This window comes from Pseudomonas sp. GM78 (genome assembly GCF_000282475.1).
In the GTDB taxonomy this organism is placed as follows: Bacteria; Pseudomonadota; Gammaproteobacteria; order Pseudomonadales; family Pseudomonadaceae; genus Aquipseudomonas.
The window spans coordinates 12,706-36,517 of sequence record NZ_AKJF01000063.1 but is presented as its reverse complement, the minus strand read 5'-3'; the positions used below and the strand labels follow the sequence as shown (position 1 = coordinate 36,517).

Annotated in this window: 22 protein-coding genes; 9 read left to right on the top strand and 13 right to left on the bottom strand. The window is 60.6% G+C overall.

Features of this window, described 5'->3' with window-relative positions; all coding sequences use genetic code 11:
- The first annotated feature begins 142 nt into the window (after positions 1–142).
- The gene (yccS, locus tag PMI35_RS23155; protein ID WP_008057072.1) at positions 143–2,326 is read left to right on the top strand and encodes a YccS family putative transporter; all 2,184 of its coding nucleotides are present in this window, start codon (positions 143–145) and stop codon (positions 2,324–2,326) included.
- A 22-nt stretch (positions 2,327–2,348) separates the two neighbouring features.
- Here yccS and PMI35_RS23160 read toward each other — a convergent pair whose 3' ends face one another.
- A complete protein-coding gene (locus PMI35_RS23160) occupies positions 2,349–3,086 on the bottom strand; it encodes a substrate-binding periplasmic protein (protein WP_008057071.1) in 738 nt (245 codons plus the stop codon).
- 255 nt (positions 3,087–3,341) lie between these two features.
- On the opposite strand from PMI35_RS23160, the gene PMI35_RS23165 reads away from it, so the two are divergent.
- Positions 3,342–3,794 carry a GNAT family N-acetyltransferase gene (locus PMI35_RS23165; protein ID WP_008057070.1) on the top strand — a complete coding sequence of 151 codons (453 nt, stop codon included), beginning with the start codon at positions 3,342–3,344 and terminating at the stop codon, positions 3,792–3,794.
- Positions 3,795–3,902: 108 nt separating this feature from the next.
- Here the strand turns inward: PMI35_RS23165 and PMI35_RS23170 are convergent, their stop codons facing one another.
- From PMI35_RS23170 to PMI35_RS23180, 3 genes are read right to left on the bottom strand one after another with little or no spacing between them, the layout of a single operon-like run.
- A complete protein-coding gene (locus tag PMI35_RS23170; RefSeq protein WP_008057069.1) occupies positions 3,903–4,202 on the bottom strand; it encodes a winged helix-turn-helix domain-containing protein in 300 nt (99 codons plus the stop codon).
- A gap of 45 nt (positions 4,203–4,247) precedes the next feature.
- On the bottom strand, positions 4,248–4,754 hold the full coding sequence (locus tag PMI35_RS23175) for a M48 metallopeptidase family protein (RefSeq protein WP_008057068.1): 507 nt from the start codon (positions 4,752–4,754) through the stop codon (positions 4,248–4,250).
- A 45-nt stretch (positions 4,755–4,799) separates the two neighbouring features.
- Complete coding sequence (locus PMI35_RS23180) at positions 4,800–6,923, bottom strand: putative bifunctional diguanylate cyclase/phosphodiesterase (RefSeq protein ID WP_008057067.1); 2,124 nt, start codon at positions 6,921–6,923, stop codon at positions 4,800–4,802.
- 321 nt (positions 6,924–7,244) lie between these two features.
- Between PMI35_RS23180 and PMI35_RS23185 the strand changes: the two genes are divergently transcribed.
- Positions 7,245–7,913, top strand: coding sequence for a polysaccharide lyase family 7 protein (locus tag PMI35_RS23185; protein WP_008057066.1), 669 nt, complete (start codon positions 7,245–7,247; stop codon positions 7,911–7,913).
- Between the two features lie 179 nt (positions 7,914–8,092).
- Here the strand turns inward: PMI35_RS23185 and fba are convergent, their stop codons facing one another.
- The 6 genes from fba to tkt all read right to left on the bottom strand — a co-directional run bounded on the left by fba (position 8,093) and on the right by tkt (position 14,356).
- A complete protein-coding gene (gene fba / locus PMI35_RS23190) occupies positions 8,093–9,157 on the bottom strand; it encodes a class II fructose-bisphosphate aldolase (protein ID WP_007975467.1) in 1,065 nt (354 codons plus the stop codon).
- Positions 9,158–9,276: 119 nt separating this feature from the next.
- A complete protein-coding gene (locus PMI35_RS23195; protein ID WP_008057065.1) occupies positions 9,277–9,609 on the bottom strand; it encodes an MliC family protein in 333 nt (110 codons plus the stop codon).
- A 56-nt stretch (positions 9,610–9,665) separates the two neighbouring features.
- The gene (locus tag PMI35_RS23200) at positions 9,666–9,887 is read right to left on the bottom strand and encodes a hypothetical protein (RefSeq protein ID WP_008057064.1); all 222 of its coding nucleotides are present in this window, start codon (positions 9,885–9,887) and stop codon (positions 9,666–9,668) included.
- 35 nt (positions 9,888–9,922) lie between these two features.
- Positions 9,923–11,086, bottom strand: coding sequence for a phosphoglycerate kinase (locus tag PMI35_RS23205; protein WP_008057063.1), 1,164 nt, complete (start codon positions 11,084–11,086; stop codon positions 9,923–9,925).
- A gap of 26 nt (positions 11,087–11,112) precedes the next feature.
- Positions 11,113–12,168, bottom strand: coding sequence for an erythrose-4-phosphate dehydrogenase (epd, locus tag PMI35_RS23210; RefSeq protein WP_008057062.1), 1,056 nt, complete (start codon positions 12,166–12,168; stop codon positions 11,113–11,115).
- Positions 12,169–12,358: 190 nt separating this feature from the next.
- A complete protein-coding gene (gene tkt / locus PMI35_RS23215; RefSeq protein ID WP_008057061.1) occupies positions 12,359–14,356 on the bottom strand; it encodes a transketolase in 1,998 nt (665 codons plus the stop codon).
- 272 nt (positions 14,357–14,628) lie between these two features.
- On the opposite strand from tkt, the gene PMI35_RS23220 reads away from it, so the two are divergent.
- The 4 genes from PMI35_RS23220 (at position 14,629) to PMI35_RS23235 (ending at position 19,151) form a co-directional block, all read left to right on the top strand.
- Entirely contained in the window at positions 14,629–15,624 is a 996-nt protein-coding gene (locus PMI35_RS23220; RefSeq protein WP_008057060.1) for an ArsR/SmtB family transcription factor, read from the top strand.
- Positions 15,625–15,642: 18 nt separating this feature from the next.
- Positions 15,643–16,833 carry a methionine adenosyltransferase gene (gene metK, locus PMI35_RS23225; protein WP_008057058.1) on the top strand — a complete coding sequence of 397 codons (1,191 nt, stop codon included), beginning with the start codon at positions 15,643–15,645 and terminating at the stop codon, positions 16,831–16,833.
- Between the two features lie 144 nt (positions 16,834–16,977).
- Complete coding sequence (gene ligB, locus PMI35_RS23230) at positions 16,978–18,651, top strand: NAD-dependent DNA ligase LigB (protein ID WP_008057056.1); 1,674 nt, start codon at positions 16,978–16,980, stop codon at positions 18,649–18,651.
- 104 nt (positions 18,652–18,755) lie between these two features.
- Positions 18,756–19,151 carry a DUF1090 domain-containing protein gene (locus PMI35_RS23235; RefSeq protein ID WP_008057054.1) on the top strand — a complete coding sequence of 132 codons (396 nt, stop codon included), beginning with the start codon at positions 18,756–18,758 and terminating at the stop codon, positions 19,149–19,151.
- Between the two features lie 18 nt (positions 19,152–19,169).
- Here the strand turns inward: PMI35_RS23235 and PMI35_RS23240 are convergent, their stop codons facing one another.
- Complete coding sequence (locus PMI35_RS23240; RefSeq protein ID WP_008057049.1) at positions 19,170–19,619, bottom strand: c-type cytochrome; 450 nt, start codon at positions 19,617–19,619, stop codon at positions 19,170–19,172.
- 128 nt (positions 19,620–19,747) lie between these two features.
- On the opposite strand from PMI35_RS23240, the gene mltA reads away from it, so the two are divergent.
- Positions 19,748–20,920 (top strand): murein transglycosylase A, encoded by a 1,173-nt coding sequence (mltA, locus tag PMI35_RS23245; RefSeq protein ID WP_008057048.1) that lies wholly within the window; start codon positions 19,748–19,750, stop codon positions 20,918–20,920.
- 122 nt (positions 20,921–21,042) lie between these two features.
- On the opposite strand, the gene PMI35_RS23250 is transcribed toward mltA, so the two are convergent.
- Together PMI35_RS23250 and PMI35_RS23255 are read right to left on the bottom strand one after the other, a co-directional pair.
- Positions 21,043–21,426 (bottom strand): MAPEG family protein, encoded by a 384-nt coding sequence (locus PMI35_RS23250; protein ID WP_008057047.1) that lies wholly within the window; start codon positions 21,424–21,426, stop codon positions 21,043–21,045.
- Positions 21,427–21,456: 30 nt separating this feature from the next.
- A complete protein-coding gene (locus PMI35_RS23255; RefSeq protein ID WP_008057046.1) occupies positions 21,457–22,290 on the bottom strand; it encodes an EamA family transporter in 834 nt (277 codons plus the stop codon).
- A 312-nt stretch (positions 22,291–22,602) separates the two neighbouring features.
- Here PMI35_RS23255 and PMI35_RS23260 point away from each other — a divergent pair, with 312 nt between their 5' ends.
- Entirely contained in the window at positions 22,603–23,772 is a 1,170-nt protein-coding gene (locus PMI35_RS23260) for an MFS transporter (protein WP_008057045.1), read from the top strand.
- Positions 23,773–23,812 lie beyond the last annotated feature (40 nt).

Below are 23,812 nucleotides of genomic sequence, written 5' to 3'. Positions count from 1 at the left end.
TCGCGAGCAGGCTCACTCCCACATTGATTTTGCACTGATCGATAAAGGAACAGATTTTGCTGTCAGATGTGATCGCCGCCATTGCGTCGGCGTCATTACTGGCTCAATTTAGCGTCATTGCCTCGGAAGGCCTTCGCACTTCATGTCATCGACCTCGCTCCGTCAGTCTCTGCGCCGCCTTTGGGCGCTGGATAAATTCAGCTACAGCGTGCGGGTATTCATCGCCCTGACCGGCACCATGGCGTTGTGCTGGTATCAGGATGAAATGGGGCTGTTGATCCCGTTGTTCCTGGGGATTATCGCCAGCGCCCTGGCTGAAACCGATGACAGCTGGCAGGGGCGCCTCAACGCGCTGGCGGTGACGCTCGTATGTTTCGCCGTCGCCGCGCTGTCGGTCGAACTGCTGTTCCCCTACCCCGTTCTCTTTATCATCGCCTTCGCCCTGGCCGCCTTCTGCCTGACCATGCTCGGCGCCTTGGGCGAACGTTATGGGGCGATTGCCTCGGCGACGCTGATTCTTTCGGTCTACACCATGATCGGCGTCGATCAGCGAGGCGGCGCGGTCACCGATTTCTGGCATGAGCCGGTGCTGCTGGTGGCGGGCGCCGCCTGGTACGGGTTGCTCTCAGTGCTGTGGCAGGCGATGTTTTCCAATCAGCCCGTGCAGCAGAGCCTGGCGAAACTGTTCCGGGAGCTGGGTTATTACCTGAAATTGAAGTCGTCACTCTTCGAGCCCATCCGCCAGATGGACGTGCAAGCCCGTCGTCTGGAACTGGCCCAGCAGAACGGCCGCGTGGTTGCGGCACTCAACGCGGCCAAGGAAATCATCCTGCACCGGGTCGGCAACGGTCGCCCCGGCTCGAAAGTCAGCCGCTACCTGAAGCTGTACTTCCTCGCCCAGGACATCCACGAACGCGCCAGTTCCTCGCACTACCCTTACAACGCCCTGGCCGAAGCCTTCTTTCACAGCGACGTGCTGTTCCGCTGCCAGCGCCTGCTGCGCCAGCAAGGCAAGGCCTGCCGCGCCCTGGCCGAATCGATCCAGATGCGCCAGCCATTCACCTATGATGCGAGTTTCGCCGAAGCCCTCGGCGACCTGCACGCCTCCCTCGAACATCTGCGCATCCAGAGCAATCCCGCCTGGCGCGGGCTGCTGCGCTCACTGCGAGCACTGGCGGCCAACCTGGGCACACTCGACCGCCTGCTCAGCGATGCCAGCAACCCCGACACCCTGGCCGACGCTACCGACAGCAGCCTGCTCGACCGCTCGCCACGCAATTTGAAGGATGTCTGGGTACGCTTGCGCACGCAGCTGACGCCGACCTCGCTGCTGTTCCGTCATGCCCTGCGCTTGCCCCTGGCCTTGAGCATCGGCTACGCGATGGTGCATTTGATCCACCCGTCCCAAGGTTACTGGATCATCCTCACGACGCTGTTCGTCTGCCAACCGAACTACGGCGCAACAAGGCGCAAGCTCGGCCAGCGGATCATCGGCACCGCGATCGGCCTGACCCTGGCCTGGGCCCTCTTCGACCTGTTCCCCAACCCGCTGATCCAGTCGTGTTTCGCGATTGCCGCCGGGGTGGTGTTCTTTACCAACCGCACCACACGTTATACCTTGGCGACGGCGGCGATCACCCTGATGGTGCTGTTCTGCTTCAACCAGGTGGGCGACGGGTACGGGCTGTTCCTGCCTCGCCTGTTCGATACCTTGCTCGGCAGCCTGATCGCCGGCCTGGCGGTGTTCCTGTTCCTCCCGGACTGGCAGGGTCGGCGCCTGAACAAAGTGCTGGCCAACACCCTGACCTGCAACAGCATTTACCTGCGCCAGATCATGCAGCAATACGCCGCCGGCAAAAGCGATGACCTGGCGTATCGCCTGGCGCGGCGTAACGCACACAATGCCGACGCGGCGCTGTCGACCACCCTGGCCAACATGCTGATGGAGCCGGGGCATTTCCGTAAGGAAGCGGATGTCGGGTTCCGCTTCCTGGTGTTGTCGCACACCTTGCTCAGTTATTTGTCCGGGCTGGGCGCACACCGGGAAACTCAATTACCGCAGGATGTACGCGAACACCTGATTGAAGGCGCGGGGGTGAAACTGGCCGCCAGCATCGATGAAATCGCCCAAGGCCTGGCGAGTAAAGCCGCCATTGCCATTCAGAGCGATGAGGAGGAAGCGCTGGCCAACACGCTCGAGCAGATGCCCGATGAAATCGACGAGGGGCAGCGATTGGTGCAGACGCAACTGGCGCTGATCTGCCGACAGTTGGGGCCGTTGCGCACGCTGGCGGCGCATTTGATCAAGGACACCAGCGAGGATTGAGCGCGGTGGTGGCAGCCACACCTTACATTCCGTGTCGCTTCATCAGCCGTGCATAACTGCCGTCGGCCTTCATTGCCGCTATGGCGCGGTCAAAACCGGCGACGATCTGCTCATGCTGCGGATTTTTCAGGCTGACCAGGATGTGCAAGCCATTCTCGGTCAACGGCTTGGGCAAGAACTCCACCGCATTACGGACCTTGGGGGACTCGCGGGCCAAGTAGTAACGAGCGACGTATTCGTCTTCCAGGGTCAGCTTGACCCTATCGGCAGCGACCATGCGCACAGCCATGGCGAAGTTGTGTACCGGAATCTTCTGCAATGACACATCTTGATCGAAGCTGGGTGAGTAGGCGTAGCCACGAACCACCGAAATCGGGTAGGTGTAGAGCTGCTGCAAATTGGCGAATTCGATGGGCACATCTTTACGCTTGAGAAAGCGCACGCGATTGACCAGGTACTCGCCCGAAAACTGACCGAGCCTTGTGCGCTCCTCGTCGAACCAGGCATTGACCAGAACGTCATAGCGGCCCTCGCCCACTCCCAGCAAGGCCCGGGCCCAGGGCACCTGCTCGAAATCACTGGCATAGCCGGCCCGCGCCAGGGCGGTACTGACAATATCCGTGGCCAGCCCGCCGTTATACAACGTGGCGTCGGTAAAGGGCGGCCAGGCATCCGCCACCAGCCGCAACTTTTCTGCTGCCACCGTTCCGGTCAGCAACAGCAATCCAATCAAGGCAAAGGCTCGATGCAATCGCGGCATGCCAGAAAATCCTTAGCGGGCGGGTTGCCCGACGTGTTTTCAGCCAAAACGCCAAGACCCCGTACCGGCACCCCCAGGCCCTCGATGTCAGCGCGTTGCAGCACTGCACATCGCTTGATTTCAGATTACACAAAGAAGACAGCGTCGCGTTAAATGAATGATGGCATTTTGGTCATTGTTTCAGATTCCTACGCCATCAAGACATCTGTCGTCGAGGCGCCTAGTATCACCAGGACGTTTTCAGGGAATCGACACATGACAATCAACTGGGTCTGCAAACACCACAGCGATCTGGGCAAAGAGCAGCTGTATGCCATTTTGCAGCTGCGCGCCGAAGTGTTCGTCGTGGAGCAGAAATGCATCTATCAGGACATCGATGGCCAGGACCTGGAGGGCGATACCTGCCACTTGATGGCCTGGGACGAAGATCGGCTGGTGGCCTACCTGCGCTTGCTCGATCCCGAGCTACAGGGCGGAGATGTGGTGATCGGCCGTGTGATCATTGCGCCACAGGCGCGAGGCACCGGGCTGGGCCATGAGATGATGGCCCAGACGCTGAAGCAGATTGAAAAGCGCTGGCCCGAGATGCCGGTCTATCTCTCGGCCCAGGCGCATTTGCAGGGGTATTACGGGCGGTACGGGTTTGAGGTCGCGGGTGAGGAGTATGTCGAGGACGGGATTCCACATATCGGCATGCGGCGTTCCTGAGGCCCCCATCGCGAGCAGGCTCGCTCCCACAGTAGATCTTTGCTACGCCGAAGATCTGTATGGGAGCGGGCTTGCTCGCGAAGGAGTCAGATCAAACACCGCGGAAATTCAGGGATACTCCAACACCGCCTTGATCTGCCGAAGATTGCGCTCGATCCAGCCGCGATCAATCGCTCCCCACCCGCGAATCCGATAGCGCCCGGCATGGTTGCGCGCGCCCTCTTCCTGCTCGAACTCGCAAACGATATCCAGATCCGCCAGGGCGGCGATGGTGTCCTGGGCTGTGCGCCGGGGCATGCCGGTGACTTCGGTCAATGCCGGAACGCTGCTGGCCAGGCCGCTGTCGATCAGGTACGCCACGTACAGGCGGCGGTAGAAGCTGCTCCTGGTCTTGCTTACTTCTGTCACGTTTGCTCCTTTTTAAGATCAAGAGATCGCAGCCTGCGGCAGCTCCTACGCGCCTGTGGGCGCCGGCAAATCCCGCCAGGTCAGGTACACCCGCACATCGAACTCCACCTGGTGATACCCGGGCAACATGTGCTCGCACAGTTTGTAGAATGCCTTGTTGTGGTCGGATTCCTTGAAGTGCGCCAACTCATGCACCACGATCATTTTCAGAAACTCCGACGGCGCCTCCTTGAACAATGAGGCAATGCGGATTTCTTTCTTGGCCTTGAGCTTGCCGCCTTGCACCCGGGAGATCGTGGTGTGCAGGCCAAGCGCACGATGGGTCAGGTCCAGACGGTTGTCGAAGAGCACCTTGTCGATGGATGGGGCGTTACGCAGGAATTCCTGCTTGAGGTCCAGGGCATAGGTATACAGCGCCTTGTCGCTCTGCACGGCATGCTTTTGCGGGTAGCGCTGGTTCAGGTAATCGCCCAGCCGGCCGTCGGCGATCAACTGACGCACCTGGTCCTGCAAGCTGGCCGGGTAGGCCTGGAGGTATTTCAACGCAGTCATCTGGGCAGCAACGTAAATCAGCAAAAGGCGGCCAGTGTAGCGAATTCAGCGGCTCAGCGCGCCCCAGTCGAAGGGCTGTACAAAGCTTTCGGTGTCTTCGGCCATCATCGGCCGGGCTACCAGAAAACCTTGCACATATTCGCAACCGTTGGCTTGCAGCCACTGGTATTGCGCCAGGGTTTCGACCCCTTCGGCAATCACCAGCATCCCGTACTCCTTGCACAGGTCGATCACATTGCGCACCAGGGCCGCATCCCTCGAGGACGCAGGAAGACGGCTGATCAGATGGCGGTCGAGCTTGAGCGTATCCATTTCCAGATCGCGCAAGTGGGACAAAGAACACGGGCCAGAGCCGAAATCATCCAGCGCCACCCGCACCCCCAGATTGCGCAGCAAACGCAGCTGTTTACGTGTTTCCTCAGGGTTATGCATCAAGGCCGCTTCCGTCACTTCGACTTCCAGATGACGCGACTTCAAACCATGCCGTTCCACGACCTGGCGCAACTCGGTGACCAGGTTGGGCATGGCAAACTGGGTGTTGCTCAAACTGACGCTCACCACCAGATCCTCGCCAAACAGGCTCTCCCAGGCTTTGCGCTGCCCGGCACTGTGCTGGTAAATCCAGCTGCCCAGGCGACTGATCAATCGCGCCTCTTCCAGCAGCGGTAAAAACAATCCTGGTGGAACGTCGCCGACGCTCGGGTGCTGCCAGCGCAGCAACGCCTCGAACCCGCGCGTGCGCCCATCGGCAACAGCCACCTGGGGCTGATACACCAGATTAAAATCACGATTCTCGATGGCCGTGCGCACGCTTTCTTCGAGCATCAGCCGCGAGCGCGCCCGACCGTTCATTTCGTGATCGTAAAACCGATACTGTTGACGACCGGCGCGTTTGGCTTCGTACATGGCGATGTCAGACGCGCGCATCAAGCCGTCGAGATTGGCGCCACAGTCGGGAAACGTGGCAATGCCAATGCTTGCACCAAGGACGATATCCAGGCCGTCGATTTGCTGGCAGATCGACACCCGTTCGATGAGCTTCTCCGCAATTTTCGCCGCTTGCTCGGGAAACTCCAGGTCCAGCAGCGCCGTGAATTCATCGCCGCCCATGCGGGCGAGGATATCGAACGGGCGCAAGCAAGCCTTCAACTGTTCGGACACCCAGCGCAATACCCGGTCGCCGGCATCGTGGCCGAGAGAATCATTGACCCGCTTGAAGCCGTCGAGATCCAGGTACAGCAGGACCCACGCGCTGTCCGAGCGTTCGCCGCGCAACAGCAGGTTTTCCACGGTCTGGTAGAAGCCGCGACGGTTGAGCAGCCCGGTCAGCGGATCGGTGACCGCCTGGAATTCGAGTTGCTGATGCAGGTGGCGCACCACCGACATGTCCAGCACTGTCACCACCATCGCGTGCTGATCCGACGGCAGTGGCGCGCAAGACAGTGCCACCGGTACCTGTTGCCCGGGGGCGGTACGCAGCAATGCGTCGTGCAGGCGCAAGGTCTCGCCGCGCTTGTAGCCGGTTAACAGATCGGAATCGGCCCAGACCGGTATGTGCGGTTTTTGCAGGAAATCCAGGAACTCCTTGCCCTGCAGCTCCTGCACCGTTGCGCTGAGCAGCCGCGACATCGCCGGGTTGGCAAAACGAATCAGGCCGTCCTCACCAACCACCAGGATGCCTTCGGCGGCATTATCGAGCACCGAGGCGTTGAACGCGCGAGCGGCCTCCAGGTCCTGACTAAGACGCTGCAAGGCCCGGCGATTACGCTGATGTTCGAGCAGCGCCTGGACCTTGGGCTTGAGAATCTGCGGGTCGAAGGGTTTGAACAGGTAATCCACTGCGCCACTGGCGTAACCCTTGATCACGGCGTCCTGGGACTGTTCATTGGCGGTCAGGAAAATGATCGGTGTCAGACGCGTCCGTTGACTGCCGCGCATCAGGCGCGCCACTTCGAAACCGTCCATGCCCGGCATTTGCACATCCAGCAACACCAGGTCGATATCGTGTTCAAGCAACAGCCCGAGCGCCTCGAAACCGGAGGCAGCGGTGATGACCTGCCAATCCTGGCGCTGCAGCAATGCACGCATGCTGACCAGGTTTTCTGGGTAATCATCGACAATCAACAGGGTTGAATGGCCTTCAGCTGGCATTGGGTGCGCGCATTCCATGCTGCTTCTCTAGGTCTGGATGTCAGGCCGACTTCTCGTGAAAACCGGACAGATACTGTGCCTTCACTCTAGACCGTGATCAGTGAAAGCAGTAGGTGTCAGAGCGCCATCATTCGACCGAAGCGTTATTTGCCGACTAACGGTCAGCCATGCAGCCCGCTAAAACCGGGAAGGATGGCATTTCGACAGGATGTTGACGCCAATTAACTGCCCGGCGGGCGTTAACAAAATAACCCGCTACGCTTATAAAGACCGCCCCAAAAGGCACGTGCTAGAGCCATTGGCACGTGCGTGCAGAAATATTTCGCGGAAGCTTTGACTATGATTGACCTCGCAACCTGGAATCTCAGTGTCCCTGTCGGCAGCCCGCCATACACTGTTGAAACCTCAAAACTGGTGGACGGCTTCAAGGATCAATACTTCCATTCTGACACGGGCACCCTGTTTTTCTGGTCACCGGTAACCGGTTCACGCACTGAAAACGCGATCTACCCCCGCACTGAGCTACGTGAAACCTATAGCAACGGCACGCTGCGCAACTGGTACTACCCGGATGCCGACAACTTGCTTCACGCCACCCTGGCAGTGAACCAGGTCCCTAGCTCGGGCAAGATCGTGATCGGGCAGATCCACGCCTATAAAAGCCAGAAGCCGATGGTCAAACTCGAATACCAATACAAAACATCAACCGAGACCGGCAACCTCGTCATCAAAGTGCGCATGCACCCCGACGACTCCGAAAGCAGGGTCATCACCCTTGCCACCGGAATCAAGCTCAATCGTGAGTTCAACTACCTTATTCACCTGAGCCCCGGCGGCGCACTGGGCGTCAGCGCGGCGGGCTACCAGTGGGACACCAATATCAGCGCCACCTGGCGCGACAAGCCGCTGTACTTCAAGGCCGGCGTGTATGTGCAGGACAACACCGGGTACACCAGTGAGGGTGGGAAAGTGACGTTCAGCAAGCTGGATATTGATCACGATAAGTAGCCTTACAGTGATCGTTCCCACGCTCTGCGTGGGAATGCCTCAAGGGACGCTCCGCGTTCCAGTTCCAGAAGGGACGCAGAGCGTCCCGGACTGCATTCCCACGCAGAGCGTGGGAACGATCTGGATAAAAAAACCCGCATTTCTGCGGGTTTTTTGGGTTGGGCTAGAACGCGGAAGGCTTAGTTGACCTTGGCGTTCAACTCACCTTTCAGATAACGCTGATACATCCCTTCCAGGGAGATCGGCTTGATCTTCGAAGCGTTGCCCGCGGTACCGAAGGCTTCGTAACGGGCGATGCACACGTCGCGCATGGCGGTCACGGTGGCGCCGAAGAATTTACGTGGGTCGAATTCGCTCGGGTTGGTGGCCATCAGGCGACGCATCGCACCGGTGGACGCCAGGCGCAGGTCGGTGTCGATGTTGACCTTGCGCACGCCGTGCTTGATGCCTTCGACGATTTCTTCAACCGGTACGCCGTAGGTTTCCTTGATGTCGCCGCCGTACTGGTTGATGATCGCCAGCCACTCTTGCGGAACCGAAGACGAACCGTGCATCACCAGGTGAGTGTTCGGAATGCGCTTGTGGATTTCTTTGATGCGATCGATCGCCAACACGTCGCCAGTAGGCGGCTTGGTGAACTTGTAGGCGCCGTGGCTGGTGCCGATGGCGATGGCCAGGGCGTCGACCTGGGTACGCTTGACGAAGTCAGCGGCTTCTTCCGGGTCGGTCAGCATCTGGCTGTGATCCAGAACGCCTTCAGCGCCGATACCGTCTTCTTCACCGGCCATGCCGGTTTCCAACGAGCCCAGGCAGCCCAGCTCGCCTTCCACCGATACGCCGCAAGCGTGAGCCATGGCTACGGTTTGTTGGGTAACGCGCACGTTGTAGTCGTAGTCGGTCGGGGTCTTGCCGTCTTCGCCCAGGGAACCGTCCATCATCACCGAGCTGAAGCCCAGTTGGATGGAGCGCTGGCAGACGTCAGGGCTGGTGCCGTGGTCCTGGTGCATGCACACCGGGATGTGCGGGAATTCTTCGATGGCGGCCAGGATCAGGTGACGAAGGAATGGTGCGCCGGCGTATTTGCGAGCACCGGCCGAAGCCTGGACGATCACCGGGGAGTCAGTCTTGTCAGCGGCTTCCATGATGGCGCGCATCTGCTCAAGGTTGTTGACGTTGAAGGCTGGAACGCCGTAGCCGAACTCGGCTGCGTGGTCCAGCATCTGGCGCATGCTGATAAGTGCCATTGTGTGTGTGTCTCCCGGTTTGGGTCGTTAATCGTGCCAGCCTGCCGTAGCGGCGGCGGCTATTCAAGTTATTGCAGATCGAGGGTTGGTCCCGGGCTGCGAATTCGGTGTTGTGTCAGTTACTGCGCCTTACAGCCACGGCCAATCAAATCATTGGTGGCGACCCAATAAACCAGGCCTTCCTCACCTTTCATGTGAAACGCCAGCATGTTGTCGCTGTACAGCGAACCCGACGCGCCCGGCTCCTGCTTCAGGCGATGGACCTGATCGGCGCCGCCCAGGCGTACATCGACTTCGTTGCGGCTGTCGTCGGTGTAGCGCCACACCACCTTGGCTTGGCTGTCGCAAGTCCAGGTGGTCCAGTCATCCGCCGGGGCGGACGACTGGAACGGGTTCAAGTTAGCGCACCCGCCCAGCAATGCCAGCGCCGTAATGGCGATAAAGCCTTTCATCCGTGTCCCTCGACTGACGGCAAACACCGCCAGCCCTGAGTAAAGAGTCAGACCCGTCAAGGACAACCATGTTCCTTGGCGGGAGTCTGTGTCTCGTATTTGTCCAGGCCATCAGGCCCGGAACGCTTGTTGAGCACCGGGTTGGTTTCCGCCTGCCAGTCGGCTTGATAGCAACCGCCCTGGGGCGCGGACGGCGCGGGTTCCGGCGTGGCTTTGGGGTTACTCCCGCAAGCCGCCAGCGAACCCGCGACGATCAACAGCGCTAAGGTCTTGACCATGTCAACACTCCCTTGCCTGGTCAAACGGGCGACCCTCAGGCCTTGGCCCGGCTTTCCAGGACTTCAACGGCTGGCAACACCTTGCCTTCGACGAACTCCAGGAACGCGCCGCCACCGGTAGAAATGTAGGAGATTTGCTCGGCAACGCCATATTTATCGATGGCCGCCAGGGTGTCGCCGCCGCCAGCAATGGAGAATGCCGCGCTGTCGGCGATCGCCTGGGCCAGCACTTTGGTGCCGTTACCGAACTGGTCGAATTCAAACACGCCAACCGGACCGTTCCACAGGATAGTCTTGGACGATTTCAGCAGTTCGGCGAAATTCGCCGCCGTCTGCGGGCCAATATCGAGAATCATGTCGTCAGCGGCAACATCGGCGATCAACTTGACCGTGGCCGTCGCGCTTTCAGCGAACTCCTTGGCAACCACCACGTCCACCGGCAGCGGCACGCTGACTTTGGCGGCGATGGCGCGAGCGGTGTCCAGCAGGTCCGGCTCGTACAGCGATTTGCCAACCGGGTGACCGGCAGCCGCCAGGAAGGTGTTGGCGATACCGCCGCCGACGATCAACTGGTCGCAGATCTGGCTCAGGCTGTTAAGAACGTCAAGCTTGGTCGATACCTTGGAGCCGGCAACGATCGCGGCCATCGGCTGGGCCGGTGCGCCCAGGGCCTTGCCCAGCGCGTCCAGTTCGGCGGCGAGCAGCGGGCCCGCGGCGGCAACCTTGGCGAACTTGGCCACGCCGTGGGTCGAACCCTCGGCACGGTGCGCGGTGCCGAAGGCATCCATCACGAACACGTCGCACAGGGCGGCGTATTGCTTGGCCAGCTCGTCGGCGTTCTTCTTTTCGCCCTTGTTGAAACGCACGTTTTCAAACAGCACGATGTCGCCGGCTTTCACCTCGACGCCGCCCAGGTAGTCAGCTACCAGCGGCACTTCGCGACCCAGAGCCTTGCTCAGGTAGTCGGCGACTGGCTTGAGGCTGTTCTCGGCCGAGAATTCGCCTTCGGTCGGACGGCCAAGGTGCGAGCAGACCATCACGGCCGCGCCTTTTTCCAGGGCCAGCTTGATGGTCGGCAGCGAAGCCAGGATTCGCGCATCGCTGGTGACAGCACCGTCCTTGACTGGGACGTTGAGGTCTTCGCGAATCAGTACGCGCTTACCTTGCAGATCGAGGTCGGACATCTTCAACACGGTCATGGGTCGCATTTCCTGAGTAGCTGTTCTTAGAGAGCAGGTTTTGTTGAGGCTGTGTGCAGATAGTGTTCCGCAACATCCAGCATTCGGTTGGCAAAACCCCATTCGTTGTCGAACCAGGCCAGGATGTTCACCAGCCTTGGGCCGGAAACTCGGGTCTGACTGGCATCGACGATCGCCGAATGTGGGTCGTGGTTGAAATCACAACTTGCGTGGGGCAACTCGGTGTAGGCCAGAAGGCCTTTGAGCGGGCCGCGGGTGGCAGCCTCGCGCAGGATCCGGTTGACCTCGGTGGCGTCGGTGTCGCTCACGGTCTGCATCGTGATATCGAGGCAAGACACGTTAACCGTCGGCACACGTACGGCTTTGGCCTGAATTCGCCCGGCAAGTTCCGGCAGCAAGCGTTCAATGCCGCGCGCCAGACCAGTGGACACCGGAATCACCGACTGAAACGCCGAACGGGTGCGGCGCAAATCTTCGTGATGATAGGCGTCGATCACCGGCTGGTCATTCATGGCCGAATGGATGGTGGTAATCGACACGTACTCGAGCCCGATGGCCTGATCCAGCAGTCGCAACAACGGCACGCCGCAGTTGGTCGTGCAGGAGGCGTTGGACACCAGCAACTCATCACCCGTCAGGCAATCCTGGTTCACGCCGTACACGATGGTGGCATCGACATCCGCTTCGCTGGCCATCGGCTGGGAAAACAGCACGCGCGGTGCGCCGGCGTCGAGGAACCGCTGGCCGTCTTCGCGAGTGTGGTAAGCGCCGGAGCACTCCAGCACCAGATCGACGCCCAACGACGCCCAATCGATGCCTTCGGGAGTGGCACTGCGCAGGACCTTCACGCAGTCGCCATTAATATGCAGACAATCGCCATCGACCTTCACCTCACCGGGAAAGCGCCCGTGGGTAGAGTCGAAGCGTGTCAGGTATTCGATGCTGGCCATGTCAGCCAGATCGTTGATCGCGACAATCTCGAACCCGGCCTTTTCGCCTCGCTCGAACAACGCACGCAAGACGCAACGACCAATCCGGCCGTAGCCGTTGAGTGCAACTTTGTAGGGACGCGGTTGAGGCATGGGGGTTCTCGATAGACGCAGTCAGACGAAATCTCGTTAATAACACAACCCCCTGTAGGAGCGAGCCTGCTCGCGATGGTGGCCCAGACAACGCGGGCATTCAGGCACCCAGCGTTATCGTTAACGACCATCGCGAGCAGGCTCGCTCCTACAAGGGACCGCGGTGGTCGTGAGACCACCGCGCCGTGTTTTAGTCTTCCAGCAGCTCTTCAGCCTGACCCAGGATGTTTTCCAGGGTGAAGCCGAACTCTTCGAACAAGGCAGGCGCAGGCGCCGACTCGCCGTAAGTGGTCATGCCGATCACGCGGCCTTCCAGGCCGACGTACTTGTACCAGTAGTCGGCGATCGAAGCTTCGATGGCGATACGGGCGCTGACCTGCAACGGCAGGACCGATTGCTTGTAGCCGGCATCCTGGGCGTCGAACACGCTGGTGCAAGGCATGGAAACCACACGCACCTTGCGGCCCTGCTCGGTCAGCTTGTCGTAAGCCTGAACGGCCAGGCCGACTTCGGAACCTGTGGCGATCAGGATCAGCTCAGGCTCGCCTGCGCAGTCCTTCAACACATAGCCACCACGGCTGATGTCGGCGACCTGCAGGGCATTGCGGGTCTGGTGCTGCAGGTTCTGACGCGAGAAGATCAGGGCCGAAGGACCGTCTTTACGCTCCAGCGCATACTTCCAGGACACCGCCGATTCAACGGCATCGGCCGGACGCCAGGTGTCGAGGTTCGGCGTGCAGCGCAGGCTGGCCAGTTGCTCGATTGGCTGGTGAGTCGGGCCGTCTTCGCCCAGACCGATGGAGTCGTGGGTGTAGACGTGAATCACACGCTGCTTCATCAGGGCCGACATGCGCACTGCGTTGCGCGCGTATTCCATGAACATCAGGAAGGTCGCGCCGTAAGGCACCAGGCCGCCGTGCAGGGCAACGCCGTTCATGATCGCGGTCATGCCGAACTCGCGCACGCCGTAGTACATGTAGTTGCCGCTGGCGTCTTCGGCGGTGACGCCTTTGCAGCCTTTCCACAGGGTCAGGTTGGAACCGGCCAGGTCAGCCGAACCGCCGAGGAACTCTGGCAGCAGCGGGCCGAACGCGTTCAGGGCGTTCTGGCTGGCTTTACGGCTGGCGATGGTTTCGCCCTTCGCGGCCACTTCGGCGATGTAGGCATCGGCCTTTTCGCTGAAGTCGGCCGGCAGTTCGCCGCTCAGACGACGGATCAGTTCGTTGGCTTCGGTCGGGAACGCCGCGGAGTAGGCCGCGAAACGCTGGTCCCACTCGGCTTCGACCGCACGGCCGGCTTCCTTGGCATCCCACTCGGCATAAATGTCGGCCGGGATTTCGAACGGGCCGTGGTTCCATTTCAGCGCCGCACGGGTCAGGGCGATTTCCGCGTCACCCAGTGGGGCGCCGTGGCAGTCTTCCTTGCCTTGCTTGTTCGGCGAACCGAAGCCGATGGTGGTCTTGCAGCAGATCAGGGTTGGCTGCGGGCTTTTACGCGCCGTCTCGATCGCGATCTTGATCTCTTCCGGGTCATGACCGTCGACGTTGCGGATCACTTGCCAGTTGTACGATTCGAAACGCTTTGGCGTGTCATCGGTGAACCAGCCTTCGACTTCGCCGTCGATGGAGATGCCGTTGTCATCGTAGAAGGCGATCAGTTTGCCCAGGCCCAGGGTACCGGCCAGGGAGCTGACTTCGTGGGAGATGCCTTCCATCATGCAGCCATCACCCAGGAACACGTAGGTGTGGTGGTCGACGATGTTGTGGCCAGGACGGTTGAACTGCGCCGCCATGACTTTTTCAGCCAGGGCAAAGCCCACCGCATTGGCCAGGCCCTGGCCCAGGGGACCTGTGGTGGTCTCGACGCCCGGGGTGTAGCCGAATTCCGGGTGACCCGGGGTGCGGCTGTGCAGCTGGCGGAAGCTCTTGAGGTCATCAATGGTGACGTCATAGCCGGTCAGGTGCAGCAGCGAGTAGATCAGCATCGAGCCGTGGCCGTTGGACAGCACGAAGCGATCACGGTCGGCGAACGATGGATTGCTCGGGTTGTGCTTGAGGTAGTCGCGCCACAGCACCTCGGCGATATCCGCCATACCCATAGGGGCACCGGGATGGCCGCTGTTGGCTTTTTGCACGGCATCCATGCTGAGGGCACGAATGGCGTTGGCACGCTCACGACGGCTAGGCATCGCTGTTCTCCTGCGGGTTCTGAATCGAGAGTGATAAAAATGAAACGGAAAAAAGGCGAGCATTTTCCCTCACCGGGACGCCTCGGGGCAATGACAGAAAGTCATCTGGAGGCGTTTTTCCAACGCTTGACGACGGATTAGGCGGGTGAAACCTTTCCGCTATCGGTTTGTAGAGTTAACCAGTTCGTGAGAAGTGCCATCTATCGATCAATATCAAAACTTTTTGATATTGATCTTGCGATGCTTCCGGCGCGTGACTAGACTGCCGCCCTATGAATTTACGCGCGCCCTCCATTCGCCCAGACGATTGTGATGAGCTGGCGGCCTTGTGCAAGGCCGGCGGCGATCCCTTGCGCCTGAATGTCTTGCGCGCACTGACCAACGATTCGTTCGGCGTACTGGAACTGGCGCAGATCTTCGGCATCGGCCAATCGGGCATGAGCCATCACCTCAAGGTGCTGGCCCAGGCCGATCTGGTCGCTACTCGCCGTGAAGGCAACGCGATTTTCTACCGTCGCGCCCTGCCCCACACCGAGTTACCAGGGGGCAAACTGCACGCGGCCTTGCTCGAAGAAGTGGACAACCTGACCTTGCCTGCCGACGTGCAGATGCGGATCACCCAGGTTCATAAGCAACGCGAGGCGGCCAGCCAGGATTTTTTCTCACGGGTCGCCGAGAAATTTCGCGCTCAGCAAGACTTGATCGCCGGCCTGCCACAGTACCGCGAAAGCGTGGTGGCCCTGCTCGACAAATTGAGCTTCTGCAGCGCTGCCACGGCGATCGAAGTCGGCCCCGGCGACGGTGCATTCCTGCCGGAACTGGCACGCCGCTTCACTCAGGTCACGGCACTGGACAATAGCCAGGCGATGCTCGAACTGGCGCGCCAGGTATGCGAACGCGATTCGCTGACTAACGTTAGCCTGCAACTGGCCGATGCCCTGAACGGTGTCAGCCTCAAGGCCGATTGCGTTGTACTGAACATGGTATTGCATCACTTTGCCGCGCCGGCCGATGCGCTCAAGCACATGGCCAACTTGCTGCAACCAGGCGGCAGCCTGTTGGTGACAGAATTATGTAGCCACAACCAGAGTTGGGCCAAGGAGGCCTGCGGTGATCTCTGGTTGGGGTTTGAACAGGACGATCTGGCCCGTTGGGCCACCGCTGCGGGGCTCGCCCCCGGAGAAAGCCTCTATGTAGGCTTACGTAATGGTTTCCAGATTCAGGTCCGCCATTTTCAGCGGTCGGCTGGCGACACTCACCATCGGTAATTTCAGGAAAACATCGAGATGAGCGAATACTCCCTTTTCACCTCCGAGTCCGTGTCTGAAGGGCATCCGGACAAAATCGCCGACCAGATTTCTGATGCGGTGCTGGACGCCATCATCGCTGAAGACAAGTTCGCCCGCGTGGCGTGCGAGACTCTGGTGAAAACCGGCGTGGCGATCATCGCTGGCGAGGTCACTACCTCGGCCTGGGTTGACCTGGAGCAGATCGTTCGTGACGTCATCACCAACATCGGCTACACCAGCTCCAACGTCGGCTTCGACGGTGCGACCTGCGGCGTGATGAACATCATCGGCAAGCAGTCCCCTGACATCAACCAGGGTGTCGACCGTGCCAAGCCTGAAGATCAGGGCGCTGGCGACCAGGGCCTGATGTTCGGCTACGCCAGCAACGAAACCGACGTGCTGATGCCAGCACCGATCACGTTCTCGCACCAGCTTGTGCAACGTCAGGCCGAAGCCCGTAAATCCGGCCTGCTGCCTTGGCTGCGTCCGGACGCCAAGTCGCAAGTGACCTGCCGCTATGAAAACGGCAAGGTTGTCGGCATCGACGCGGTGGTCCTGTCGACCCAGCACAACCCGGAAGTGTCGTACACCGACCTGCGCGAAGGCGTGATGGAACTGATCGTCAAGCACGTGCTGCCTGCCGAACTGCTGTCCAAGGACACTCAGTTCCACATCAACCCGACCGGCCAGTTCATCATCGGTGGCCCGGTGGGCGACTGTGGCCTGACCGGCCGCAAGATCATCGTCGACAGCTACGGCGGCATGGCCCGCCACGGTGGCGGTGCATTCTCCGGTAAGGATCCATCGAAGGTTGACCGTTCGGCTGCCTATGCCGGTCGTTACGTGGCCAAGAACATCGTCGCCGCCGGCCTGGCCGAGCGCTGCGAGATCCAGGTGTCCTACGCCATCGGCGTCGCTCAACCGACTTCGATCTCGTTGAACACTTTCGGCACCGGCAAGATCAGCGACGACAAGATCGTCAAGCTGGTCCGCGAAGTGTTCGACCTGCGTCCTTACGCAATCACCACCATGCTTGACCTGCTGCACCCGATGTACCAGGAAACCGCGGCGTACGGCCACTTCGGTCGCACCCCGGCAACCAAGACGGTTGGCGATGACACCTTCACCACCTTCACCTGGGAAAAAACCGACCGCGCCGACGACCTGCGTACCGCTGCCGGCCTGTAAGACTTCCCAGTGGTACCTCAAGCCCCGCACGGTTCGCCGTGCGGGGCTTTTTAATGGGTGGAAACAATCCGAAAAACAGCATTAAGCCCATCAGCCCGCCGCTGACTAACCTTCAGGCACCTCCATCGAGCAAGGAAGCTCACGATGCTGCCCCGCCTGCTGACCGGCTTACTCCTGACCTGCCTGTGCCTGAACACTGCTGCTGGCGAATGTCCTGCCTGGCCCCCTGCGCGCGCCGCGCAAGAACTCGCTGCGCTGCAAAAACAAATCGACCTCTGGGATGACAGCTATCACCGTGAAGGTCGTTCGCTGGTCGCCGACGAACTCTACGATCAATCCTTCGCACGACTGACCCAATGGCGCCAATGCTTCAGTCCCGGTTCGGGCACCGATCCATTGCGCACCGCGAGCGGCCCGCTGGCCCACCCGGTGCCGCATACCGGCCTGGAAAAACTGCCCGGCGGCGGCGCAGTCGAACACTGGCTGCGTGATCGTGCGCAGGTCTGGGCCCAGCCCAAGGTCGACGGTGTGGCGGTAACCCTGGTCTACCGCAACGGTCTGCTGACTCAGGCGATCAGTCGAGGCGATGGTGTGCATGGCCAGGACTGGACAGCCTCGGCCCGCCAGATCGGCGCCATTCCTCAACGCCTGCCCGAGCCACGGGACCTGGTGGTACAGGGCGAGCTCTACTGGCGCCTGACTGACCACGTGCAAGCCATCGCCGGCAGCCTGAACGCCCGCGGCACGGTAGCCGGCTTGATGGCCCGCAAGACGTTGAGTATCAAGCAGGCCGAGGGGATCGGCCTGTTTGCCTGGGAATGGCCCCACGGGCCGACAAGCTTGCCAGCCCGTATCGCGGAACTGGAAAAACTCGGCTTTGCCAGCACCGCACAGTACACCCAGCGCATCAGTTCAATTGCCGAGGTCGAGCGCTGGCGTGATCACTGGTATCGCTCGCCCCTGCCATTTGCCAGCGACGGGATTGTCCTGCGCCAGGAGCAGCGCCCGCCCGCCGAGCGCTGGCAGGCAAAAGCGCCGTACTGGATCATTGCCTGGAAATATCCCTTCGCCCAGGCACTGGCCGAGGTGCGCAAGGTTCATTTCAAGATTGGCCGCACGGGACGGATCACCCCCGTGCTGGAGTTGGTCCCGGTGACCCTTGATGACCAGCAGGTCAAGCGCGTCAGTGTGAGTTCCCTGCAGCGCTGGCAAACGCTGGATATTCGACCGGGCGACCAGGTCTCCATCAGCCTGGCCGGCCTGACCATTCCCAGGCTCGATGGCGTTGTGCTGCGCAGTACCGAACGCGCTGAAATGAATGTACCGCTGGCAGCCGACTTTCATCCATTGAGTTGCTGGCAGCCGACCCCTGGATGCGAAAGCCAGTTTCTCGCGCGCCTGACCTGGCTCAGCGGCAAGCACGGATTGGGCCTGCCCCATGTCGGCCCCGGCACATGGGAAAAACTTCTTGAAACAGGTCGCCTGAACAGCCTGTTGGATTGGTTGACCCTCGATGCCCAAGAGCTTGCTAACATTGACGGTTTAGGCGAGCTCAGCGCTGCCCGGCTGGCCAATAGTTTCAACGGTGCCCGGCAACGCCCATTCGCCCGCTGGCTTAAAGCCCTGGGCATGCCGCCGACTGGCCAGGCGCACCTCGGCGATTCATGGCGGGAGCTGGCGCAACGAGACATCGAGCAATGGCAGACCCAACCCGGCATCGGACCAGGCCGCGCAGCGCAATTGAGTGCATTTTTTCGCGATCCGCAGGTCCTGGCCCTGAGTGAAACACTGCGCCGGGCCGCCATGGACGGTTTTTAGTTTTAGCCCCGGTGATGCCCTTGCGCCCGGGAACCCCGAAGTCCCGATGGGCTCAAACATGCCATCGCTGCATCGACACGAATGCTTTTTCACCTGGAGCTTTTATGAAATTTCTTCCATCGCTGGCCCTGTTGACCCTTTGCAGCGTTATGGCCACTCCATTGATGGCTGTCGAAGAGGCCCCGGGCCTGACCGGCTGCGCCGCCAAGAAGCAAGGCATCATCAATCAGATCGAACTGGCCAAATCCCACGGCAATGCCGAACAGCAGGCCGGCCTGGAGAAAGCCCTGAGCGAAGTCAGCGCCAATTGCACCGATGCCTCGCTGAAGAAAGAACGGGAAAACAAGGTGCTCGACGCCAAGCACGAAGTCAGCAAGCGTCAGGCCGACCTCGACAAAGCCATGAAACAAGGCGACGCCGAGAAGATCAACAAGCGCAAGGACAAACTCGCCGAGTCCCGCAAGGAGTTGCAGGAAGCGGTGGATGAGCTGGATAAATAAAAGCGCTTTTCAAGCGCTTTAATGATCCCGAAACTCTTTATGGCACGCACTGCAGGCATCTTCGACCTTCTGTACCGCCGGCCCCAGATTACTGGCCTTGTAGGGTTGAACCTGACTGGCGATTACCAACTCGCCGGTCGCGGTTTCAAGACTGCGAGCCATTTGCTCGAAGCGTGCCTGCTTCTCCCAGACGTCACTTTTGGCGCTGGTGTGGTCTTCTTCGCGCACCTGCGGAAAATGTTTCCACGGCTCACGGGACAGCGCATCGAGTTTCACCGCGCCGTCAGCGAATTTGGGGCCATCGAACGCAATACGGCCACGCAACATGCCGCCCAGGTCTTCACCGGTCTTGAGCATCTGCTTGAAAATGGCCTTGCGCTGCCCGAGGGGCGAGTTGGGGTCGACGCCGCCACAAGCGGACAGCGTCAGGCAGGCCAGCAATACAACAGAAAGTCTTTTAAGAGTCATGGTGGCTTCAGGTCACGGAAAACGTCGGCCAGTATCCTCGCGTCACCGGCAAACACCAATACCCCTATCATCAATACGGATTGCATGAACGCACACCACACTCAGGCAACCGGCAAAGGAATTACCCCATGAACAGCCGTTTCAAGGCCTGGTGTCACCCCCTGGCCTGGACGCTTCCAATAGTGGCCGTGCTCGCGGGCTGCACCGGCGGCGAAGACAAGCAACCGAAGACCCACGCCCTGGCCACCTACTCCAGCGCCACCTGGGAAGCGTTGCCGGTGGTCTCCGACAACGACCTCGTGGCCGGTTTCGGCTCCTGGCGCAGCGCCTGCACCCGACTCAAGGCCGACCCGGTCTGGGGTGGCACCTGCGCAGCGGCGGCCAACGTGCCGCAGAGCGCCAGCGACATCCGCGGCTTTCTCAAGCAGAACCTGGATGTCTACGGCCTGCGCGCCGCCAACGACAATCCCAACGGATTGATCACTGGCTACTACGAACCGGTCTACCCCGGCAGCCTGACCCAAACCGCAACGGCGAACATCCCGGTATATGGCGTGCCTGAGGACATGATCATCGTCTCGCTGGACAGCATCTACCCGGAACTCAAGGGCAAACGCCTGCGCGGCCGGCTTGAAGGCCGTGTGCTCAAGCCTTACGACGATGCCGCAACCATCGGCAGCAACGGGGTCAAGGCGCCGGTCGTGGCCTGGCTGACCGATCCGATGAACCTGCAGTTCCTGCAAATCCAGGGCTCAGGTCGGATCCAGCTCGACGGCGGTCGCCAGCTGCGAATCGCTTACGCCGACCAGAACGGTCACCCTTACCGACCGATCGGGCGCTGGTTGGTGGAGCAAGGCGAGTTGAAGAAAGAAGACGTGACCATGGGGGCGATCAGCAACTGGGCCAAGGCCAATCCTTCGCGCATTCCAGAACTGCTCGGCAGCAACCCGAGCTATGTGTTTTTCACCAGAAACCCCGATAGCAACGAAGGGCCGCGCGGCTCGCTGAACGTGCCGTTGACGGCCGGTTACAGTGCGGCGGTGGATCGCAAGGTGATTCCGCTGGGCAGCCTATTGTGGCTGTCCACCACCAAGCCGGACGGCACCGCACTGGTACGCCCGGTAGCTGCCCAGGACACCGGCGGTGCAATTGCCGGCGAGGTTCGTGCAGATCTGTTCTGGGGTACCGGCGACGCAGCCGGGCAACTGGCTGGTGACATGAAACAGCAAGGGCAAATCTGGATGTTATGGCCCAAAGGCGCGGCACTGCCACAGGTGCCGCAAGTCGCCGACAAGCTTTAAATCAAAAGATCGCAGCCTGCGGCAGCTCCTACATTGACCGCATCCGCCGCATTATCGTGGATGCACTCGATCGCTGCAGGAGCTGTCGAGTGAAACGAGGCTGCGATCTTCTGATCTTGCCTCTAAACCGAAACGACAAAGAAGCTGATGATCAACCCCATCCCCACAAACCACACCAACGACCGCAAGGTCGCCCAGTCCGCCAGATAGAAAATGATGTAGAGAAGCCGACTGGTGATGAACAACACCGACAACACATTGAGGGTCACCAGCTCCGCATTGCCGACCAGGTGCGCCACGATCACGGCTGCCGCGAACGCCGGGGCCACTTCGAAGCTGTTCAGTTGCGCCGCATGCGCCCGCTTGCCCAAGCCCTCCAGGGAATCGAGGAATCCCCGGGGATCATGATTGTGTCTCAAACCGTAGCCGCCGCTGATCTTGGCCACCGCTATACACACATACGGCAGGATGATCGCGATTAAAATGCACCACAGAGCAACATTCATTCAGCAGTCCCTTTCTCAGATTTTGACCCGTCAAAATTTCATCACCAGCATACCGACCAGGACCAGCCCGCAGGCCAGGAGCCTTGGCCCGCCGAAAGGCTCTTTCAGGTAACGCATGCCGAACAGCACCACCAGAATCACGCTGATCTCGCGCAAGGCCGCCGCTTCGGCAATCGAGCCCAGCTGCATGGCCCACAGCACCAGAGCGTAGCTGAACAACACGCAGAACCCGACCGCCAGCCCCAATCGCCATTGCTCGCGCCAGAACAGTTTGAACGCCGGGCGCTTGCGCACCCAGGCCAGCAACGGAAAAGGCCAGGCACTGAGCAACGTCACCCAGACCAGGTAATCCAGTGGATGCGACCAGCGCCGCAAGGCCTGACCGTCGATGAAGGTGTAGCAACCAATGCACAAGCCGATCAACGCGACCACAGGCAGCATCGACCACGGCAAGCGCGCACCGCCTCCCCCCTGCCAGAGCAGGCAAAGCATGCCGAGCGGGATCAGCAGAATGCCGAAGATCTGCTGGTGGGTCAGCACTTCCCCGGCAAACACCAGGGTCAGTGCCAACACCACCAGCGGCGACAGCCCACGCATCAGCGGATAGACCAGACCGAGGTCGCCGACTCGATAGGCCTGGATCAGCAAGTAACGGTAGAGCAACTCGAACGCCGCCGAGGCGAGAATCCACGGCCAGATGTCCAGTGGCGGCAGCTCCACGAACGGCAACATAAGCGCGACGAAGAGCATTGCCACGCTGTCCATGCAGGCCACCACCAGCAAACGCTCGGCACTGAACTTGATCAGGGTATTCCACGCCGCATGCAGCAGCGCCGCCACCAACACCAACGCCGTCGCAAGCACGGCCTACTCCTTTTGTTGTCCCGCGCTCCCCCTGTAGGAGCGAGGCTTGCCCGCGAAGAACGATAACGCGGTACAGCAGATACACCGCGGTGACTGGTTCGCGGGCAAGCCTCGCTCCTACAGGGTCAGAGTCTGGGCAGAGAATTGATTCGCCATATGTCAGCAGCTGTTTATACTGCAACCGACCACGCCGCACTCAGTTGCGCACAGACTAATTCCAATAACAATGCCCTTGGCCGTTCTCATCGAGATCGGCCTTTGGCATGCGTATGCCTGATCAGAGCGTCAAGACTACCGACAGAGACCCTGCGCATGCCACTCGCTTTGCTTGCCCTCGCTGTTGCCGCGTTCGGCATCGGCACCACTGAATTTGTCATCATGGGCTTGTTGCCCGATGTTGCCCGCGACCTCGCGGTCAGCATTCCCCACGCCGGATTGCTGATCACCGGCTATGCCCTGGGCGTGGTGTTCGGTGCGCCGATCCTCGCAGTCGGTACGGCCAACATGCCACGCAAAGCGACACTGCTGGGCATGACACTTATGTTCATCCTCGGCAACGTGCTTTGCGCACTAGCGCCGAACTACGCCACCCTGATGGCCGCACGCGTGATTACCGCGCTGTGCCACGGCGCGTTCTTCGGCATCGGTTCGGTGGTTGCCGCGGGCCTTGTGGCGCCGAACAAACGAGCCCAGGCGATTGCCATGATGTTCACCGGCCTGACCCTGGCCAACGTGCTTGGAGTGCCACTGGGTACCGCGCTCGGGCAGTACGCCGGCTGGCGCTCAACGTTCTGGGCGGTGTCGGTGATCGGCGTGATCGCTGCCATTGCGCAGTGGGTCTGGCTGCCGAAGCACATCGTGATGGATAAAGCCAACCTGGCGAGCGAGTTCAAGGTACTGGGCAAGGCCAACGTGCTGCTCGCACTGGGCATGAGCGTATTGGCCTCGACCAGCCTGTTCAGCGTATTCACCTACATCGCGCCGATCCTGCAGGACATCACCGGTGTCAGCCCCCATGGCGTGACCATCATGCTGTTGTTGTTCGGCGTGGGCCTGACCGCGGGCAGCATGCTCGGCGGGCGATTGGCCGACAGCCGCTTGCTGCCTTCACTGGTCGGCATGGCGCTGGCCGTGGTGGTGGTCCTGGCCGCGTTCAGCCAGACCAGCCACTCAGTGATTCCCGCAGCGATCACCCTGGTGTTGTGGGGCATTTTCGCCTTCGCCCTGTGCCCGATCCTGCAACTGCTGATCATCGATCAGGCCCATGAAGCGCCCAACCTGGGTTCGACGCTGAACCAGAGCGCATTCAATCTCGGTAACGCCGCAGGTGCCTGGATCGGCGGGCTGGTGGTCGCCAGCGGTGCAGATCTGGCGGACCTGCCGTGGACCGGCGCACTGGTCAGTGGCTTGACCGTGTTGGCCGCGCTGTACTTTATCCACCTGCAAAGGCGTGGTGCCGCTGCGCTGGATGCGGCCGGCTGACCTGGCCTCCGCAAGCTGGTCAGAAACGGGTTGCCTTACA